The following is a 20929-nucleotide window of genomic DNA, read 5'->3' as shown; positions in this document are numbered from 1 at the left end:
GACGCTTAGCCAGCATGCTTGTGATTTCTAAAAAGTAAATTATACATTTTTATACTAAAAAAATGATATAATGCCATCAAGTGTAACAATATAATTACATGAATAGTGATAGAACACAATAAAGATTACTGTAAATAATGGTATTTAATCTATTTTGAGCTTCCTTTTACTATAGGCCCTAGGACGTATCAAAATCATTGATATCTAGCATTAACTTTTTAAAATGAAAAAGTAACATAATAAATAAACTATGAACACAACAAAAACAATTAATTTAAAAAACAGACCTACAGGAATTCCTGAGCTGACAGATTTTGAGTTTACCTCTTCTGTCATTGCTGATTTACAAGAAGGAGAAGTTTTATTAAGTTCCAAATATATTTCTGTGGATCCTTATTTAAGGGGAAGAATGAGTGATACGAAGTCATATATCAAGCCATTTGAGCTCAATAAACCAATACTATCTGGCGCTGTTGCTGAAGTTTTAGCATCCAAGAACACAAAATATAGCGTAGGCGATCACGTTGCTGGTATGTTGGAATGGAAAGAAACTCAAATAATAAAAACCGATCAACTTTTAATAGTAGATCCAGATAAAGCAGCTCTCTCAGCGTATCTCGGCGTTTTAGGAATGACAGGACTCACTGCATATTTGGGATTAACTGAAATTGGAAAACCTAAAAAAGGTGAAACACTACTAGTATCAGGTGCAGCAGGAGCGGTGGGAAGCGTTGTAGGTCAAATTGGCAAAATACTTGGTTTAAAAGTAGTGGGAATTGCCGGAACGGATGAAAAGGTGGACATGCTAAAATCTCAATTCGGCTTTGATGAAGCCATCAATTATAATACGACAAAGAACATGAACGAAGCAATTGCTAAATCTTGTCCTGAAGGGGTGGATATTTATTTTGATAATGTGGGAGGAGAAATCTCTGAAGCTGTACTTTTTAATATCAACAAGTTCTCAAGAACAGTAAACTGCGGTGCTATTTCTGTTTACAATAGCACAGAACTTACAAGAAGTATTAGTGTACAACCATTCTTAATCAAAACAAGTTCTTCTATGCAAGGTTTCGTAATTTCCAATTATGCAGACAAACACCCCGAGGCAATTATGCAATTAACAGAGTGGTTACAGCAAGGCAAACTCCACTATATAGAAACTATTATAGAGGGTTTTGATAAAATACCTACTGCTTTTATAGATTTATTTAGAGGAAAAAACAAAGGAAAAATGATCGTCAAAATATAATCTAGAATAAGGTTTTCCCGTTTGATTATAAAAAGTGCAATATAAAAGTGCAGCTGATTATTTTTTTTATCGATTAAAAAAACTCAAAATTTTAAAAAAGTATGAGATTAATGAGATAAAATATTTATGATAAGTAGCTTACATCATATTTGATACTTCTTGAGCTTATAAGCACTGCAAACCACAAGTAAAACCAATAAGTGAATATTTATAGAATAATAAGGACCACGACTTGAGCTAATTCACTCATTTTAGTACTGATTTCATCTTGCAGCACTCAAATTCATTATTAAATTGTAATGCGATAAATCTTTTAAACAATTATTGATGCATAAAGATATCCAAGTAGAACTAGTCGTGTTTTTAGACTACACTAAGAAAATTGCTCGAAATGGTCGCCACATTCTAAATAATGTAGTCAAACATTATGGCGATACGATTAATATGAAATTTCAATATTTTTCTAACGATGTAAACAACGCTGAGTTCAAGCTAACCACAAGGGCAGTTTTGACTGCCAAATCATTTGGTAAACTTAATGAAATGGATTTATTGCTATTAGATCATCAAGGAGAATATACGCCAGACATTGTTGATAGTATGGCTAAAAATCTAGGTATTGATTTTCAAAAATTTAAAGAAAAATATAATTCGTTAGAAATAACTAAAGAATTAAAAAATAATATCATTCTTGCTGAAAAGGATGAAGTAAAGTTAGTGCCAGCTGTTACTGTAAACGGTGTTTTATATGATGGTGCTTGGGATGAAAATGCGCTTATAGAATATATTGAACGCATTAAAAATAGACCTGTTGCGCAAGCCATGGAGAGTTTTGTAAAATGGGGAGCATCGGCTGCGTTGGTACTGTTAGTTGCTGCTATAGTCGCCCTGATTTTTGCAAATATAGGTTTTAGTGAAGAATACGAATTTTTGCGCGATTTTAAATTAGGCTTTTCTGCCGGTGAATACAACTTTCTTTTGCCTTTAGAAACCTGGATTAACGATGGATTGATGGCAATTTTCTTTTTGTTAATAGGATTAGAGATAAAAAGAGAAATAATTTTTGGAGAATTATCGAATATAAAAAAGGCCACTATGCCTGTTATAGGAGCACTTGGCGGTATGATAATTCCAGCGTTATTGTATGCATTAATCAACTACAATGAGGAGAGTGCTCACGGCTGGGGAGTTCCAATGGCTACTGATATCGCCTTCACATTAGGATTTATGTCGATGCTAGGAAGCAAGGTACCCATGGCGTTAAAGACTTTTATCTCTGCATTAGCTATTTCTGATGACTTAGGTGCTATTATTGTCATCGCATTATTTTATGGAGACGGCTTTCATATTAATGCATTTACTGTGGCACTAGTTATTGTAATAATAATGGGAATTCTTAACTATTACAAAGTGTATTCTAACGCAATTTACATCGTTTTAGGCGTTTTTCTTTGGTTTTTTATTTATCAAAGCGGACTGCATGCAACCCTTGCTGGGGTTATAACTGCAATAGCAATTCCATCTAGAAGAAAAGGAAATTTAATAGGTATTGCAGCTCAGGCCAGCGTGATATTTAAACAAGAAATAGTTAATGTTAAAGAATTAGACAATCGTCAAGAAAATATTAGGCGTAGTTCCATACAATCGATAAATAAAGCTATTAACAGATTAACTGGTCCTGGAGAAGATTTAGAGCATTCATTAGAAAAAGGAGTTAATTATCTAATACTACCTTTATTTGCTTTCTTTAACACTGGAATAGTATTAGTTGGAGTACAATACAATATAATTACCCCTGTTAATTTCGGCATAATAGTGGGATTATGTATTGGAAAACCTCTGGGTATAGTGGGATTTTGTTGGATGGCATCCAAATTTAATCTGGCTTCTTTATCCAAAGAAATTACTTGGCTTCAACTAATTGGGGCAGCATGCTTAGCTGGCGTCGGTTTTACCATGTCAATTGTTGTTGCAAGCGCAGCTTTTGATGGTTCGATTTTGAATGGTGCAAAATTAAGCGTACTAATAGCCTCTGCGCTATCTGCTATATTTGGTCTGTTAATATTGAAAAGAGCTATTAATATTCCGATATCTAAGTAGTCATTACATATAATTAGAATAAAAGGAGTTTTGAACAAGCAATAGCTAAATAATGGTTTATTTTATTTACACTAAGAGATTAAAACTTTTTTTTTAAAATCATTATCAGAGAATTTAAAAAAGCGAATTTCCTAAATCTTATTAGAATTGATTAAAGTATTAGTTTGAATACTGAATTGAAAATTATAATATATTCAATAAAATTTAAACAGAGCACCGTTAACTCTTATTTCAAGCGGCAGTGATGAGTATAAAAATCAATGAGAAATTTATTATAAAACTTATAAATTATATATGAAAATTTATGAATTGTGTAAGTTCTAAACAAATTATAATATATAAATTCGCAAATTATTCTAAATAAAGCTTAAAGTTTTATTAAAGAATTGTTTATTTTCATTTAAATCTTTCAATAAAATTCATAAGACGATGATATTAAATAATTTGGGTTACTAATTATAATACCACTTTAAAAATTGCTTAATTTAAATTAATTACCTATCTATAATTAAAATTTACCTTTATGATTCAAAAAATACTCGCGATTACTCTTTTAACTTTTTTACTAAACTCTCAATTAATTTACGGACAAAACAAACAAATCTCTGGAACAGTTACTTTGTCCTATAATAATAAGATCGCAGAAGGCGTAACAATAAATGTAGAAGGAAGCACAATAAATACTTTAACAGATGCGTCAGGAAAATACACTTTAAATATACCACAATCTGCTACAACCTTAATTTTTTCATTCATTGGAACAAAAACAGTTAGACAAAATATTAATGGTCGGTCGATTATTAATATCTCACTAGTTGACGACATTAATGAACTTGATAATGTGGTAATAACTGCTTTAGGAGTTAAAGGAGAAAGGGATAAGTTTGCCTCATCAGTAACTTCACTAAAGGGGAACACTATTGCAAAATCAGGAGAAACAGGAGTATTGAATGGTTTAAGCGGAAAGGTTTCTGGGGTTATAGTTTCAAGAAATGGCGGTGATCCTGGAGCAGGATCATATATTCAAATTAGAGGACAAAACACAATTAGTGGAAATGCACAACCTCTTTTTATTATTGATGGAATACCTGTAAGTAACTCTAGTGATAATATAGGAGCTGCAAAAAGCAATGGAATTATTCAACAATCCCGAATTAATGATATAAATCCTGATGATATTGAGAGAGTTGAAGTTTTGAAAGGTGCATCTGCTGCTGCGGTTTGGGGATCTAGAGCTGCAAATGGAGTAATAGTTATCACAACTAAAAAAGGTAAAAATACAGGCGGGAAAATAGATATTTCTTTTAAATCTACGGTTTCGTTTGACCAGGTAAATAAATCTCATAAACTACAAACACGTTATGGGCAAGGTTCAGACGGTATTTATAATCAAAGTAATCGTGCTAGTTTTGGAGATATTATTTCTGATCGATTAGGCGGTGAAGATCAATATATAACAAATCCAACTGCTGCAGGATACCAAGGTTACGTAACTCTTGCTGATGGATCTTTAAGATATACAATTGCCGCAGGAAATTCAGCAAATCCTCATGGCGGGAAGAGAGATACTTCAACCTTCGATCATACAAAGGATGCTTTTCAAACAGGCTATTTTGTTGACAATTCTTTTAACATTAGTGGTGGGAATGAAAAATCAACTTTTGCTTTAAGTTTTGGAAATCTAAATCAAGATGGAGTGGTAAGAAGTGCAAGTGATTACGAGCGAAAAACAGTTCGACTTAATGTCACCAATAAACTTACTAATTGGTTTACAGCTACCGCTAATATTGGTTACACTAAAATAAATTCTAACAGAGTGCAAGAAGGTGATAATGCAGATGGAATTTTACTAAGTAGTTTGAGAACACCTGCTGATTTCAACAATAATTTTTACAATGGTACTTATACTGATCCAAGCGGTCAATTATTTCCTAATGCTCATGTTTCGTACCGAAATCCGCTAGGAAAAGATTTGAATACAATTTACGCTAATCCTAACTGGAATATCACAAACAATTACAATTCGAGTGAAGTTGACAGGATCGTCGGTAGTCTACAGCTAGATCTAACTCCTGTCGATTGGTTAACTACAACGGCTAGAGTTGGCATTGATAATTATAACGACAATAGGTTAGAACGTTTTGCACGAAATTCAGCTAATTTTCCAAGAGGTTTACTTTCCAAAAATTGGGTTACGGAAAAACAATTTAACACTGATCTATTTGTAATTGCAAAAAAAACGATCAGTGCTGATTTTAATGGTTCCTTATTATTAGGTTTTAATTATAACAGTAGACGACGAGAAAGTTTAACAGGTAGTATTACCAATTTTATTATTCCAACAGCACCTGATATTTTAACTAATGCGATTAGCACTAATTTATCTGCCAGTAATTTCAATTCATTAAATGTTACTTACGGATTTTATGCACAAGCTGATTTTGAAGCCTATGATATGTTGTTTTTAACTTTAACCGGTAGAAATGAAGCTGCGTCGACATTTGGTAATAAAACTAAAAATAATTTCTTCTTTCCATCTGCAGCCTTGGCATGGCAATTTAGCAAATTAGAACTTTTTAATGACCAGTCTCTTTTTAATTTTGGAAAACTAAGATTGACTTGGGGACAAGTTGGTATTCAACCACAACCTTATCAGAATTTTAATAATTTTAATGCTGCGAATTATATCGATGGCTTCTCTAGTGGATTGTCAGGTATTAGTGCAATTTACAACGGTGGATATGTTCAAAGTACAATAGCTGGAAATGATTCATTAAGACCAGAAATAAAGACGGAAACAGAGGTTGGTGTTGATTTTCGATTTTTTAAGAACCGTGTGAGTTTTGCAGCAACTGCCTATTTTAACAAGACTAAAGATGTGATTCTACCCATTAGTTTACCTGCTTCTACAGGTTTTACAACATATAATAGCAACGCTGCCGAATTAGAAAATAAGGGAATTGAATTAGAAATGGACTTAGATGTCATAAAGATTAATGATTTTAAATGGAATATTTCAGCTAATTTTTCTACAAACAAAAATAAAGTAATCTCTCTAGCAGGTGCAAATTCTTATTCGTTGCCAGACAGTTTTATAGCAAATGCCTCATTAGTTGTTGGACAACCTTTTGGCGTATTCTTATCTACTGATTTCTTAAAAAACGATAGCGGTTCCTATGTTCTAGACACTAATGGTTTTCCTCAAGCGGGTACAGGTGTAGAAGTAATAGGAAATCCCAATCCAGAATGGCGAGCAGGAATTGGAAGCACATTTTCATATAAAGACTTCGCACTGTTTATGCTGTTTGACACGGTTCAAGGAAATGATATTTTTAACGGAACTAGAGGTTCATTATATGCTTTTGGAACGCACGCTGATGTTGGAAATACTGCTACAGCACCTACTGGTGGAATTAAAGATGTTAGTGGAAAAACAATTGCTGCAGGAACTACTTTCCAAGGTGAAATTACAGATTTTGGCGCTGGACCCGTAGCATTAAATCAAGCTTGGTATCAAGGGAGGGGCTCTGCTTCGAATACAGCATCTTACAAACAATTTATTGAAGATGGAAGTGCTTCTAGACTTAGAGAAGTTACTTTATCTTATTCTTTAAAAAATGTCAAATTTTTTAAAAGCAATCAATTATCCAAAATTAATTTTTCGCTTACAGGAAGGAATTTAATCCTTTGGACTAAATACAGTGGCACTGATCCTGAATCAAATGTAACTGGTGCAGGACTTGCAAGAGGTCAAGATTGGTTTACAAATCCTAGTACCAAATCTTTATTATTTACCGTTCTTGTCAAATATTAATTTTAGAAAATTAAAAATGAAAAACTTTCGTATATTTTTCCCTATTGTTACTCTTTTTATGCTTTATACATTTAATAGTTGCTCTGATTCATTTGATGATAAAGACATTAAAAGTAATCCTAATGCAGTAACAGATGTTGATGTTAAAACATTATTATCAGGAACAATCCTTGGGGTAGCTTTTGTTCACGAAGACACCGATGTAAGAATTGCCTCGATGTGGGCTGGTGAATTGACTGGTTTATCTAGAGCACATTTAGGTTTTGGTCAGTATATTGTTTCTTCCCAAACTTTTAATTGGAACAATCTGTATCCCATAGGAAACCAAGCGCGACTGATCCAAATTAAAGCAGATGTTCTTGGAGATAAATGGACAAAAGGTGTTGGGCAAGTATTAGAAGCGTTAGTTATAACCAAAGCGACATCCTTATACGGAGACGTACCTTACAGCCAAGCTTTCGACCGAGATAAATTCCCCACTCCTATTTTTGATAAGCAAATCGACGTTTATAATGCATTGCAAATTACTCTGGATAAGGCGATCGTAAATTTATCGGAACCTTCTGGATTAGCGTTTGGAGCAAATGATTTCATTTATCAAGGAAATGTAAATAAATGGAAAGCTTTAGCCAATACCTTAAAAGCTAGGTTGTATTTGCACACAAAGAACTATCCGCAGGCAATAGCGAGTGCCAATTTTGGAATTCAAAATTCAGCTGCTGATGGATTAATTCCGCATGGAACTAGCCAAGGTCAAAACACGAATCAGAACTATGATTTTTTTAGAGTTAGCCGCGCGGGAGATACTGGTTTTGAAAATAGCTTTTTAAAGACATTAATGCAGAGCCGAATCAATTCATTTAATTCCAAAACAAATGAAACCGCATTATACAATCATTACATCAAGGTAGGTATTACAGCGCCTAATAATTTAGATCCAAACACAGCCGATGGAGCTTTTACAGCTGACGCACCTCATCCAATAATTACATTTTATGAAAATCAATTAATCGCTGCTGAATCACAAGCTAGACTTGGAAATCTTGATGATGCGTTGACTGCCTTAAATAAGGTTAGAGCTACTTTAGCAACAGGATATTTAAATGGAAAAACTTTTTCAACGATAAATAGAAAATATGATGCTTACGTTTTAGAAGATTTTAATTTTTCTGGTTTAGCAAATCCTACTAATTTACCAACAGAACAGAAAGCATTACTATATGAAATTATTAGCCAACGTTATATAATTTTCTTAATGCAATATGAAGCTTTTAACGATTACCGCCGATTAGCCTCCGCCTTGCCTGTAGTTCAATTACCTATAAACTTAGCAACTGGAACAGTAAAACCACAACGTTTTATATATCCACAGCAGGAAATTAATACTAATCCAAATGTACCGAAACCTATTCCAACTCAATTTTCTGAAGTTTCAATTTTTCCAAAGCTCTAATTACCATTTAAAATTCATTTTTGATACATTTTATGCCTAAAATAGATAATTTACCTACACTCTCGGAGAGTGCGTTCTTAAGATATTTCAATTTTTCAGCTTTATATTTTGCCGAGGGTCTTGCACAAGGAATGCTATTTGTAGGCATACCCGCTTGGATGGCAATGCAAGGTAAATCTCCTAGCGAAATAGGAAGCTTTGCAGTGGCTTGCTCTTTACCTTGGACATTCAAATTTATTATTGCACCCTTAATGGATAGATACACCTATCTACCAATGGGAAGAAAAAGACCTTGGGTTTTACTCAGTCATTTGGGTCTAATGTTAAGTATAATTGGATTTGCCTTTGTACCCGATCCTTTGAATAATCTAAATACATTTATGATTGCCGCTTTTTTAGTATCAACATTTGGGGCCATGCAAGATGCTGCGGGAGACGCAATGGCTGTTGATGTCGTACCTCCTGAGCAACAAGCAAGAGCCAATGGCTATATGCAAGGTTCAAGGATGGTAGGAAGTTCATTATCATTGGTACTATGCAGTTGGATTTTGAATGAATATAGTTTTGAAGCATCAATGTTAACTTTGTTTGCATTAGTGGCAGTTATTACAATTGTTCCAATAGTACTGAGAGAACAAAAAGGAGAAAAAATATTTCCGTTTACAGCTGGTAAAGCCTCTGAAATTTCAAAAGATTTACAAATATCAGATTGGAAAGTAATTCTTACAGCATTGTACAAAGTATTTAGATTGCGAAATTCATTGTTAGTGGTTATTCTATTATTTATAACTCAAGGAGCTTACAACTTTTTTGAACATTTACTTCCCATTTTTGCGGTAAAAATTACTGGGTGGACTAATTTACACTACTCGCAAACATTTGCCACAGCTGATTTAATTGGTGGAATTATGGGAATGTTAGCAGGTGGTTATTTGATAGAAAAATTTGGAAAGAAACTTATGATCAATATTTATTTTTTTCTGATTATAATGCTTGTGGTAGCATTACATTATGGAACTAAATACTGGCAGGATAGCGAGATGCTTAATGGTTTTATTATTGTGTACAGGCTGATTAACGCCTTTGCAAAAATTGGTGTATTTGCGATAGCAATGCAATGCTGTTCTAAAAACATATCTGCAAGTCAATTTACAATATTTATGACTATGGGTGCTGTAGGATCTATTGCCGGAGCATTTTTAATTGGTCCAATAAAAGACAATTTTGATTGGAATAACACTTTCATATTCTTTGGCGCATTTATCGCTTTAGCTTGGGCTGTGCTCCAATTTATAAATATTTCACAACAAGTAGAAAAAATATCAGAGATTGAACAAGAAATTTAAATATGATAGAAAAGTAAACTGTGACATTTAAAAAAATTATAGATGATGATATTTGCTATTTATTAAAAGTTTTTTATTCTAAATTTAATAAAAATCCGTTGCCAGTAATTATTGTAGATAAGCACCAGTAACGGATTAGATTTAGTATTATAACAAAATCTAAAAATGTAAATAAGCGATGCGCAATATATACTACAGAAAATACAGCAAAATAATTTTATAAAAAACGCTAATTTAAGTCAGTATTTAAAAAAAATTTGAACTCTATTATAAAACCATTTCTTCTAATAATCTTTGAGCCGTTTTTTCTAAGTCGTCACACATTCCAGGGTGAGGTCTTGAAGTTTGAATTGTTGAACTTCGGAGCGCTGTTAACCACCTGAAACGCGACGAAATATCGAACTGCGCAATTGGGCCTGCTGACTTTTCTCCATGAGCCACTTTTTCAAAAGCCAGCAAATTTGATTGCAATTGTTCACAATCGAGATCGGCTGCAAAAAGCTGGATTTTAGCTTCGTTAATAAAACAAATAACTTTTATAAACTTCGCTTGTTTGCAAAAAATGATAATACCTACATTGAGGAATTCTTCGCGTTCTACCTTAGGTACAACACGGATTACCGCATACTCATATAAGTGTTTTCCTTGCATTTTGAGCTTCATTTATAAAAATTTCAGAATAATTTAGTCTTGTGGATAAAAATTGTAGATAGACATTTCTAATAACTTCGGGAGTGTCTTCACTATCTTCCCAAATAAGCCATTGTTCCGGAATTAAATTAACAATTGATTGCAATACTTCCAGCGACAAAATAGCTTTGAACTCCGCGTCAACCTCTTCTAAAAGCGAAGCTTGAGGCAACAAAACATGATCTTTTATTAACGCAAAAGGACTTTGAGCGTGTTTTTCCCAATTGTTCCATGAATGATGAAAATATAAACAAGCTCCATGATCTATAAGCCATAATTCCTTATGCCACATTAACATATTTGTATTTCTAAAAGTTCGATCTACGTTAGTTATGTACGCATCTAACCAAACAATTTGTGAAGCTAATTTTGCATCTACAACAGTTACCACGGGATCATAATTAATAGCTCCAGATAAATAATGTAAAGCTAAATTAAGCCCTTGACTGCCTTGCAGCAAATCTTGAATTTCCTCATCCGCTTCAGTGCGTCCAAAAGCTTCGTCGAGATTTGCAAAAACAAGTTCGGGCATTTTCAACTTTATGACTCGCGCAATTTCTCCACCAATTAATTCAGCTATCAACGCTTTAACACCGTGACCGGCTCCTTTAAATTTTAAAACATATTTAAAATCATCGTCGGCTTCTGCCAAAGCTGGAAGTGAACCACCTTCGCGCAATGGAATGATATATCGAGTAACATTTACAGTTCTTAGATGGGGTTTGTTTTCCATATTGTAAATTTAAATAAGCCTTTTTAGCCCTTACAAAATTACAAATAACTACAACTACTTTGCATGATGTTGTGTTATTTGCTGTTTCTTTCTAATGTCAAGTATGCTTTTCCTATGTTTTTGATAATATCAGATGCAATAAAAGACTGATAACCCGTCTTTGGCAACGCAATATCAGCGGTCAGCCCATGAAGATAAACTCCAATAATTGCCGCATCAATGGCATTATAAGATTGCGCTAATAAACTCGATATCATTCCCGTTAAAACATCGCCACTTCCTGCTGTTGCAAGTGCTGGATTTCCGGTACTATTTTTATACACCGTATCACTATCTACAATGTATGTTGGCGCACCTTTCATTACGATAATCAAATGATATTGTTTAGAAAAGACACGTGTCTTTTCAAATTTTTCTTCCTCAGTTTTCCATTTACCTATTAATCTTTCCAGTTCTTTTAGGTGCGGCGTTAAAATTGTTTTAGGTTGTAATAACTCAAGCCATGATTTATTAATTGATAAAATGTTTAACGCATCTGCATCAATAACAAGTGGTTTATTATTAGATTTTAGAAATTGATGAAAAGCATTTTGCGTAAAAATCTCCTGCCCTAACCCTGGTCCTATTCCAATGGCATTTGGCTCGATATCAAAATTGATTTCAGTAATATATTTATCTTCAGCATCGCATAAAACCATCACTTCAGGAATGGTGGCTTGTAGAATTTCATAACCGCATTTTGGTATGAAAGTAGTTACTAGTCCACAACCTGTTCTTAAAGCAGCTTTAGATGACAAACATACAGATCCTATTTTTCCATAACTTCCGCCAATGAATAATGCATGTCCTTGAATACCTTTGTGCGTATGCTCATCAATCGTTTTATAGCGCTTTACTATTTCTTTTTGATCAATTATTGTTGACTCCATAACTATGATAGTTTTTTTTAAAAATACATTTTTTAAATGAATTCTATTTCTTGTTTAAAGTAAAAGATAAATAAGATTACCTAAAATGGACATTTTAAATTAAAAAATTTTCAATAATTATTTATAAAATAGAGCGGTAATTCGTTTACAAAAAAAAATGTAGCATTAAAATCCAAATTCAAATTACACGAATATATTTAAACTTGCTCAGGCTCTGTGTAAAAAATGATCTTAAACGGTCTCACCTTTAGACTAACGATAAAATTAAAAAATTTATGTTGTTTAAGAAATAACTTTGTAAACCTATCAAATAGATGATAAATTTATTAATTCTAAATACGTTTCCGTCTTTTTTTGTTATTAGTTGAAAAAACAATACTTTAGTATCGCTAATAACTATCCATTTAAAAATTGATTAATGAAAAAATTTCTATGTCTTTTACTGCTAACTGTAGCGGTGACAACTGTCCAAGCTCAAGAGGATAAAAATTCCAAAACTGATACAAAGGAAACTGATTCTGCTTCTAACCTATTATTTAATCCTGATCAAAGTATAATTACTGAACATACCACTACGATTAAAGGTCAAAAAATTGCTTATAAAGCAACAACTGGGACAATGCCTGTTTGGGACGAAGATGGAAAAGCTATTGCGGGGTTATTTTACACGTATTACGAGCGATCCAATATTAAAGATCGAGCGGCAAGACCTCTAGTAATTTCATTTAATGGTGGACCAGGATCAGCTTCGGTTTGGATGCAAATTGCATATACAGGACCTAGTTTAATAAACATAGATGATGAAGGATATCCTTTGCAACCATATAGCATCAAAGAAAATCCTTATTCTATATTAGATGTTGCAGATGTTGTTTTTGTAAATCCTGTTAATACAGCGTACTCAAGAGCAACAAGCAAAGATGTGCCTAAAACAAAGTTTTTTGGAACAAATGCCGATATAAAATATTTAGCAGATTGGATTGGCAGTTTTGTAACTCGAACCAATCGCTGGGCATCTCCAAAATATTTAATTGGTGAAAGCTATGGTACAACGCGAGTATCTGGTCTTGCTTTACAATTACAAAACAATCAGTGGATGTATTTAAATGGCGTAATTTTAGTTTCGCCCACTGATTTAGGAATAACTCGTGGAGTTGCTGCTGAAGCAGCCTTAAAACTTCCGTATTTTGCGGCTACTGCTTGGTATCATAAAATGTTGAGTCCCGATTTACAAAATAAAGACTTAACCGAAATGCTTCCCGAAGTAGAAAATTTCACAATGAATGAATTGCTGCCATCATTGAGCAAAGGCAGTTCACTTGACGAACAAAAAAGAAAAGAAATTGCTGCAAAAATTGCACGATACTCTGGTATTTCTGAAAAAGTGGTGTTGCAAAATAATCTAGATATTCCTTTAAATTATTTCTGGAAGGAATTATTGCGTGATCAAGGTTTTACAGTCGGACGCTTGGATTCGCGTTACAAAGGAATTGATAAAAAGGATGCTGGGGATCGACCTGATTTTAATGCTGAATTGACCTCATGGCTGCATTCGTTTACACCTGCGATTAACTTGTACATGCGCAATAATCTAAATTATAAAACTGATTTTAAATACAATATGTTTGGTCCTGTAAATCCATGGGATAGATCAAATGATTCTACCGGTGAAAATTTACGTCAAGCAATGGCTCAAAATCCATTTTTGAATGTTATGGTGCAATCCGGTTATTATGATGGTGCTTGTGATTATTTTAATTCAAAATATAACATGTGGCAAATGGATCCAAGCGGTAAATTAAAAGATAGAATGAGTTGGAAAGGCTATAGAAGCGGACACATGATGTATTTGAGAAAGCAAGATTTAGAAACCGCAAATGAAGACATTAGAGAGTTTATAAAAAATTCACTACCAAAAGAAGGAGTTTCAGCTAAGTATTAAATTAGAGTGAGAAGAATTACAGAAAAATTATAATCTCAAAAATTTTAAAATAATTATCATAAAAGGCAGATCAAATTTATTTTGATTTGCCTTTTTTTATGCAAAAAGATCAATACTTCCTTCGCTGCATACAAAGAAAAATAAATATTAATTTTAGGGTACTATAAAGGAAAATAAATATTAATAAAAAAATTAATATACTCAATAGCAAATAGTTACGTAAAATATATTAGCTTTGATTTTCAGTAAATTTTATAAATCATAAAATGAATTCTATAATTAATTAATAAGCTTTCATCTTAAATTTGATAAAGAGGGTTTAATTCTAAAAGTGCTAGACAATCAACAGTAAGAAAGCATTTCACTATTACGTAAAAATCGTATGATTTACACGAGATGTTTAGCAATTACAAGAGAAGTAGTTGCGAAATATACGCGTGTGAAATTGAATATTTAAGATCTTATTTTACACCTGAAATTCAAAATATAATTAAGTTACTAACATAAAAATTAAAAATAATTAATATGAAGACTGTAGCAACTAAATCAAAAATTGTTTTCTTGTCCACATATCCGCCTACGCAGTGCGGCATTGCTACTTTTACGCAGGATACTATTAATGCAATTAATAAAATATATGGTAAAAGCATTACTTGTGAAATTTGTGAAATCACTTTTAATGAGTTGGGGAACCTTGACTCTGCTTATCACCTTCAATCAAAGGATAAAGATGCTTATAAAAAAGTTGCCGCATTAATTAATGAAGACGATGATGTAAAACTTGTTCATATCCAACACGAATTTGGTTTATATGGTGGTCATTATGGAGATTATCTCATAAATTTTTTAAATGAAATAAAAAAACCGATCGCTTTTACATTTCACAGCGTGATTCCCAATCCTGATCAAGAGATGAAAGCCTTAGTTCAATTGCTTTGTACATTTTCAAAAGCAATTTTTGTAATGACTAAAAAATCAAAAAAGATATTATTACAAGATTATAACATAGATGAAAGCAATATTGCTTTTGTACCGCACGGAACTCACCTTGTTGATTATGAAACCTCAGAGAATGCAAAAACAAAACTGGATTTACAAGACCGTTTAATATTATCGACTTTTGGACTTTTAGGCCAGGGAAAAAGTGTAGAAACTGGATTAAAAGCACTTCCTAAAATTGTGGAAAAATTTCCTAATGTTTTGTATTTAATACTAGGAAAAACTCACCCAAATACTATTATTGATGATGTAGATGTGTATCGAAATTCCTTAATAGAAATTGTTGAGGAATTAAATTTGCAAAATAATGTTCGATTTGTGAATGAGTACATAGAAGTAAATCAATTATTAGACTATTTAAAAGCTACAGACGTTTACTTATTCACTTCAAAAGATCCTAATCAAGCCGTTAGCGGAACATTTTCTTACGCAATGAGTTGCTCTTGTCCTATTGTAGCCAGTAAGATCCCGCATACTTTAGAAAGTTTAACTTCAGATATTGGAATATTAGCCGATATCCAAAATGTAGATCAATTTGCAACAGCAACATTAAAATTACTTTCTAATCCTGAGCTGAGAACCTCAATGGCACTGAATGCTTACGCAAAAACTACTAAGACCTCTTGGGAAAACACAGCGATAAAGCATATTAATGCATATCAAAAAATTGCTGTAGATTTAGATCTTATTAGTATGAATTATCCTGAAATAAAAATGGATCATCAAAAAGCCATGACCACTAATATCGGAATGATTCAATTTTCAAAAATATCTGAGCCTGATTTAGATTCTGGCTACACTCTAGATGACAATGCGAGGGCTTTAATTTCAATTTGCAAACATTATCAACTTACCGAAGATGCATCAGATATCGAGTATATGAAAACCTACTTAAATTTCATGATTCGATGCCAATTACCTGATGGTAATTTTATCAATTATGTCGATCAATTTAACGTTGTTGAACCACGTAATAATGATGAAAATCTTGAAGACTCTAATGGTAGAGCGATTTGGGCTCTTGGATATTTATTAACTTTAAATCAATATGCACTTCCCTATTCACTAATATATAAAGCTAATTTATGTATTAATAAGTCGATAGATACTTTAAAAAATTTGAGTTCGCCCAGAGCAATTTGTTTCTCGATAAAAGGTCTTTGCTATTTACACAGCTATATGCCAACAATAACGTTGAAAGATATTATCGATGAACTTTCAGAAAAAGTTAAACGTCTATACAAAGTAACAAGTACACCAAACTGGAATTGGTTTGAAAATAAATTAACATATGCTAACAGTGTATTACCAGAAGCTTTACTTGCTTCCTATCTTGTAACTGGAAAAGAAAGCACAAAAACTATTGCGATAGCATCTATGGATTTCTTAATTTCGAAAATGTTTGTAGATGATACATTCAAAATCATTAGCAATAAAGGTTGGCATCAAAAAGGTGCTATTCCGCATCAATATGGCGAACAACCTATAGAAGCTTGTTATATGATGAATGCACTAGATTTATTTTACAAATCTTTTGGCGATACCTTTTATAAAAGTTATTTGCAGTTAGCTTTTGATTGGTACTTAGGAAAAAATCATCTGAACCATATTATGTACAATCCTATTACAGGCGGTTGTTATGATGGTTTAGAAAAAGAAAACGTTAATTTAAATCAAGGCGCAGAATCTACAGTTTGTTATTTATCAGCTCGACTATTAGCAGAAACTTATGTTGAAAAGAAGAAAAACAATTACGTTTCAAGATTAAAAAGTTTTCAAAGTAGTAAAAAGATAGCTTCTTTTGTTCCTATAACGATTTAAAGATATATTAAAAATAGCGATAAACTTGCTTGCTAAAAACACATAGCGTACCTGCTATTGGATTTATTACATATTAAAAAAGTGTGAAAAGATAATTGAAATTTTCTTTTCACACTTTTATTTTACGATTAAACTCCAGAAGAAACTATTTTATAAGGTATAAATTAATTTACAGTTACTTCCACTAAATAAGTGCAAAAAACCGCACTATTTTATAATAATGCGATTTTACTTTTAAAATATAACTTCACTAATCGAATAAGTCATTTAACCAATGTTTTTTCCTTTGATCCTTATAGTAACCTTGTTGTGGCTGATTGCCAAATAAAGGTTGTTGAGGTGTTGGAACATTAGCTTGAGGCTCATTAGCAGATCTTTCGATTATTTTATCTAACTCTCCACGATCTAACCAAATTCCGCGACATTGCGGACAATAATCAATTTCTATTCCTTGTCTGTCTGACATAACAAGGGGAACTTTACAAGTAGGACAATTCATAATATTTAATTTAGTTAATTAATGTATCTTTTTTAGGAAACAATACTGAAGTTAATATGGATAGAACAAGAATGCTAGCGATTACTATTAGTGAGTAATGAATAGGAATTTTATAAAAATCTACAATTGTCATTTTTACACCTACAAAAACTAAAATTGCCGATAAACCGTATTTCAAATAATAGAAATATTTAGTTATTCCAGCTAATGCAAAATACAAAGCTCTTAAACCTAATATCGCAAAAACATTAGAGGTAAAAATGATGAATGTATCATTTGTAATGGCTAGAATTGCAGGTATAGAATCAACTGCAAAAATCAAATCGGTAAATTCTACCATTAAAAGAACTACAAACAGAGGCGTTGCAAATGTGCGGCCGTTTAATTTAATAAAAAACTTACCATCCTGATCTTGATCGGTAACAGGAAAAAATTTCTTAAATAATCGGACTAAAGGGTTCTTATCAGGATCAATTTTCTCATCTTTATGAAAGAGCATTTTTATACCTGTAAAAACTAGCAAGGCACCAAAAATATAAATAATCCAATGAAACTTATTTATTAACGCGACACCGGCAAAAATAAAAATAGCACGCATCACCAAGGCTCCTAAAATTCCCCAAAATAACACCTTATGCTGATATTTCGATTCAACGTTGAAATAGGTAAATAGCATTATAAAAACAAATAAATTATCAATACTAAGCGATTTTTCTATCACATAACCGGTTAAAAACTCCACCGCTTTTTCTTTGCCCATAAATACGTAAATACCGTAATTAAAACATAAAGCTAGTGCAATCCAAACAGCGCTCCATATAAGAGCCTCTTTAATTTTAATTTCATGCGATTTACGGTGAAAAACACCCAAATCTAATGCTAACATCAACAATACAAAGCCAATGAAACCGGCCCAAACATAACCATCTACTACCATAATTTCTAAATTACATATTTAATTAAAACAAAACCACCTATTAAAACTACTGTTGCTACTAAAGCTAAAAGATTAAAATATTTTTCGATAAACAATTTAATACTCGCCCCATACTTCCATATTAACCACGCAATTATAAAAAATCGAGCTCCTCGACTAACAATCGATGCAAGTGCAAACATTGCTAAATTAATATTAAAAGCACCAGCAGTTATTGTAAATACTTTATAAGGAATAGGTGTAAAACCAGCTGTGAAAATCACCCAAAAATCCCATTCTACAAATAAATTCTTTATGCCGTCATACAATGCAACAGAAAATCCCGGAATGGTATCAAAAAAGAAATTAGCGAAGGCAGAAAATTCACCGCTGGAATTTAGCCATGCATAATTACCAATTCCGTAACATATAAATGCCCCCGAAACTGAACCTAGAGTACATATTAATGCGTATTTGAAAGCCTTTGATGATGCTCCTAAAGCTAAAGCTATTAATAAAATATCAGGAGGTATAGGAAAAAATATAGACTCGGTAAAAGCCAGAATAAAAAGAACGCTTGCACCATATTTTGTTTGTGCCCAACTTAAAACCCAATCATATAAATTTCGAATCCAATTCATTCTTTTAAAAAATTTGAAAAATAATTAATGCATAAAGTACAAATCGTACATATCTAAATAACGCCCATAATAAATAGTGTTTAAAATTATATTTAATCAGTCCACATGCTAAACTGACAATAGAATGTGGCAGTGGTAACATAGCACCGATAAACACAAATAAGCCGCCCCACTTTTTTAAATTATTAATATGGATCGCTATTTTATTTTCTATATGGTTTTTTACAGCAGGGATTAAAAACAATCTATTACCTATGAAATACGCAATTATACCACCCAAATAAGACATACTTGCTAAAATAAATAGAAATAACCAAGGCGTTGCTGATTTTGAAGCCCATGCAATAAATATTTCTGGCGGAACTAAACCCAAAATGGTCTCTGATAAAAGAAAAAATAAAATTATTACTTTAGGTGAATAAGTGGCAACAAGACTTTTTAAAAGAGTATTAAAATCTAGAAAAAAGTACTCCAAAAACAGCAAAATTGTACCAAAAACAAGAATTGCAATTCCTCCTTTCACAGCAGTATTTTTCAGAAAGGAGTAAAACTGAGTTATTTTGTAATATCTATTGAGCAACAGTAACCTTTTCATCTTTTGTTTTTTATTAGCAATTCATTATTTTGCGCCATTCCAAAGATTATTTAAAAATTTTATTACTTCATCAGCAATTCCAGCAACTCCATTTTGCGATATATAATTAAAAATGGTATCAATTAATGGTATCACAATCGCAAGTAATCCAACTATTATGGCTATGACAATAATAAGAATGAACAGTAAAACGACCTTGAGTTTCCTATTGTTCCTTAAGCTTGCCAGCAACGCTAATGGATCAAAACGGGGCCGGCTACCTTGATATTGATCTTTCTGATAAACATCATTTTGATAATAGCGTTGCATTGCTTGTTTCTTTTGATATTTATTCTTTTTCTTATAAAAATCCGATAAATCCATCATAAGTATTTTAGATAATTGACATATTTTTTTAAATCACAAATTAGTGACATTGATATAATGATTCATTGCTGAACCATATAAAAAATAGTAACATTAGCTAAGTTTTGGCGGTTGCCAAACGGATAGAAAGGGTTGTTGTGCAGGAAGGCAAACGTGGAAGTGGCTGACGTTTGTAATTATTTTTACTAATGAATGAAATTGAAATAAATAACCAATTTTTTCATCTTCATTAAAATCTAATTCTGCACTTGGAATATCAGAAACTCTATCGTTATCTGAATTTATTTCCATTTTAGATGAAACATCAATAGAGTCAAAATAAGAGTCATAAAACAAGACCATACCCATTAAGAGTACAATACCGCCGACTATATTTTTAATACTAAGTTTCATGCTGCAAACATACTTAAAAAGATTTTTAATAGTATTACTATTGAAAATATTTTTGCATTAATTTAACATCGTGAATTTTACGGAATAGGAACGTATGCAAGTATGAACGATCGTGTCGTATTATTTCTTAACATAACAATCAGAATTACAATTATTTAGATTATTTGTAAATTAAAAAAATAGCGCTCCTCAATAATAATAGTATCAAAAATAGACTAACTATATCCTAAGACACAACTAATCTATTACTGTTAGTAAAATAAATTGACAATACTATTTCACTATAATTAGAAATCATTTTATTTATCCTCTCGTTCCACCATGCCCTCCGGCAACAACTAATAAAACTTTTAATGATAGATAAATTAGTTTAAAAAACTGAATCACGGGATTCATCATTACAAAGCGCTGGTATTTTGTTATTTGATTTGTCATTATGT

Annotated in this window: 17 protein-coding genes; 7 read left to right on the top strand and 10 right to left on the bottom strand. The window is 32.2% G+C overall.

Going from position 1 to position 20929, the window contains the following annotated elements; genetic code table 11:
• Nucleotides 1-250 precede the first annotated feature (250 nt).
• From BUA99_RS12700 to BUA99_RS12680, 5 genes are all read left to right on the top strand, one after another.
• Nucleotides 251-1252, top strand: a complete 1002-nt coding sequence (locus BUA99_RS12700; RefSeq protein WP_072992970.1) for an NADP-dependent oxidoreductase — start codon at nucleotides 251-253, stop codon at nucleotides 1250-1252.
• A gap of 327 nt (nucleotides 1253-1579) precedes the next feature.
• Nucleotides 1580-3352: a Na+/H+ antiporter NhaA gene (gene nhaA, locus BUA99_RS12695; protein ID WP_084673550.1), complete on the top strand. Its 1773-nt coding sequence runs from the start codon at nucleotides 1580-1582 to the stop codon at nucleotides 3350-3352.
• A 523-nt stretch (nucleotides 3353-3875) separates the two neighbouring features.
• Nucleotides 3876-7166: a SusC/RagA family TonB-linked outer membrane protein gene (locus BUA99_RS12690; RefSeq protein WP_072992967.1), complete on the top strand. Its 3291-nt coding sequence runs from the start codon at nucleotides 3876-3878 to the stop codon at nucleotides 7164-7166.
• A 16-nt stretch (nucleotides 7167-7182) separates the two neighbouring features.
• Nucleotides 7183-8619 (top strand): SusD/RagB family nutrient-binding outer membrane lipoprotein, encoded by a 1437-nt coding sequence (locus BUA99_RS12685; protein ID WP_072993050.1) that lies wholly within the window; start codon nucleotides 7183-7185, stop codon nucleotides 8617-8619.
• Between the two features lie 20 nt (nucleotides 8620-8639).
• Complete coding sequence (locus BUA99_RS12680) at nucleotides 8640-9965, top strand: MFS transporter (RefSeq protein ID WP_143151768.1); 1326 nt, start codon at nucleotides 8640-8642, stop codon at nucleotides 9963-9965.
• Nucleotides 9966-10232: 267 nt separating this feature from the next.
• On the opposite strand, the gene BUA99_RS12675 is transcribed toward BUA99_RS12680, so the two are convergent.
• The 3 genes from BUA99_RS12675 to BUA99_RS12665 form a co-directional block, all read right to left on the bottom strand.
• Nucleotides 10233-10616: a DUF3037 domain-containing protein gene (locus BUA99_RS12675; RefSeq protein ID WP_072992962.1), complete on the bottom strand. Its 384-nt coding sequence runs from the start codon at nucleotides 10614-10616 to the stop codon at nucleotides 10233-10235.
• The gene (locus BUA99_RS12670; RefSeq protein ID WP_072992959.1) at nucleotides 10594-11388 is read right to left on the bottom strand and encodes a HipA family kinase; all 795 of its coding nucleotides are present in this window, start codon (nucleotides 11386-11388) and stop codon (nucleotides 10594-10596) included. Before BUA99_RS12670 ends, BUA99_RS12675 begins: the two co-directional genes overlap by 23 nt.
• Nucleotides 11389-11462: 74 nt before the next feature.
• On the bottom strand, nucleotides 11463-12317 hold the full coding sequence (locus BUA99_RS12665; protein ID WP_072992956.1) for an NAD(P)H-hydrate dehydratase: 855 nt from the start codon (nucleotides 12315-12317) through the stop codon (nucleotides 11463-11465).
• 418 nt (nucleotides 12318-12735) lie between these two features.
• Here BUA99_RS12665 and BUA99_RS12660 point away from each other — a divergent pair, with 418 nt between their 5' ends.
• Entirely contained in the window at nucleotides 12736-14259 is a 1524-nt protein-coding gene (locus BUA99_RS12660) for a S10 family peptidase (RefSeq protein ID WP_072992953.1), read from the top strand.
• A 525-nt stretch (nucleotides 14260-14784) separates the two neighbouring features.
• Entirely contained in the window at nucleotides 14785-17079 is a 2295-nt protein-coding gene (locus tag BUA99_RS12655) for a glycosyltransferase (protein ID WP_072992951.1), read from the top strand.
• A 250-nt stretch (nucleotides 17080-17329) separates the two neighbouring features.
• Here BUA99_RS12655 and BUA99_RS12650 read toward each other — a convergent pair whose 3' ends face one another.
• The 7 genes from BUA99_RS12650 to BUA99_RS15485 all read right to left on the bottom strand — a co-directional run bounded on the left by BUA99_RS12650 (nucleotide 17330) and on the right by BUA99_RS15485 (nucleotide 20924).
• The gene (locus tag BUA99_RS12650; RefSeq protein WP_072992948.1) at nucleotides 17330-17578 is read right to left on the bottom strand and encodes a TFIIB-type zinc ribbon-containing protein; all 249 of its coding nucleotides are present in this window, start codon (nucleotides 17576-17578) and stop codon (nucleotides 17330-17332) included.
• 10 nt (nucleotides 17579-17588) lie between these two features.
• A complete protein-coding gene (locus BUA99_RS12645; RefSeq protein ID WP_072992946.1) occupies nucleotides 17589-18515 on the bottom strand; it encodes a TerC family protein in 927 nt (308 codons plus the stop codon).
• Nucleotides 18516-18520: 5 nt separating this feature from the next.
• On the bottom strand, nucleotides 18521-19135 hold the full coding sequence (locus BUA99_RS12640) for a YqaA family protein (RefSeq protein ID WP_072992943.1): 615 nt from the start codon (nucleotides 19133-19135) through the stop codon (nucleotides 18521-18523).
• 4 nt (nucleotides 19136-19139) lie between these two features.
• Nucleotides 19140-19730 carry a YqaA family protein gene (locus BUA99_RS12635; RefSeq protein WP_084673549.1) on the bottom strand — a complete coding sequence of 197 codons (591 nt, stop codon included), beginning with the start codon at nucleotides 19728-19730 and terminating at the stop codon, nucleotides 19140-19142.
• Nucleotides 19731-19754: 24 nt separating this feature from the next.
• Nucleotides 19755-20096, bottom strand: a complete 342-nt coding sequence (locus BUA99_RS12630; RefSeq protein ID WP_072992936.1) for a hypothetical protein — start codon at nucleotides 20094-20096, stop codon at nucleotides 19755-19757.
• 93 nt (nucleotides 20097-20189) lie between these two features.
• Entirely contained in the window at nucleotides 20190-20489 is a 300-nt protein-coding gene (locus BUA99_RS12625) for a hypothetical protein (protein WP_072992933.1), read from the bottom strand.
• 303 nt (nucleotides 20490-20792) lie between these two features.
• Nucleotides 20793-20924, bottom strand: coding sequence for a hypothetical protein (locus BUA99_RS15485; RefSeq protein ID WP_262487709.1), 132 nt, complete (start codon nucleotides 20922-20924; stop codon nucleotides 20793-20795).
• Between the last annotated feature and the right edge of the window lie 5 nt (nucleotides 20925-20929).

Origin of the sequence: Flavobacterium segetis, from assembly GCF_900129575.1 — a bacterium.
Lineage (GTDB): Bacteria > Bacteroidota > Bacteroidia > Flavobacteriales > Flavobacteriaceae > Flavobacterium > Flavobacterium segetis.
The sequence above is the reverse complement of the archived record's forward strand: the minus strand, read 5'-3'. Positions and strand labels throughout refer to the sequence as shown.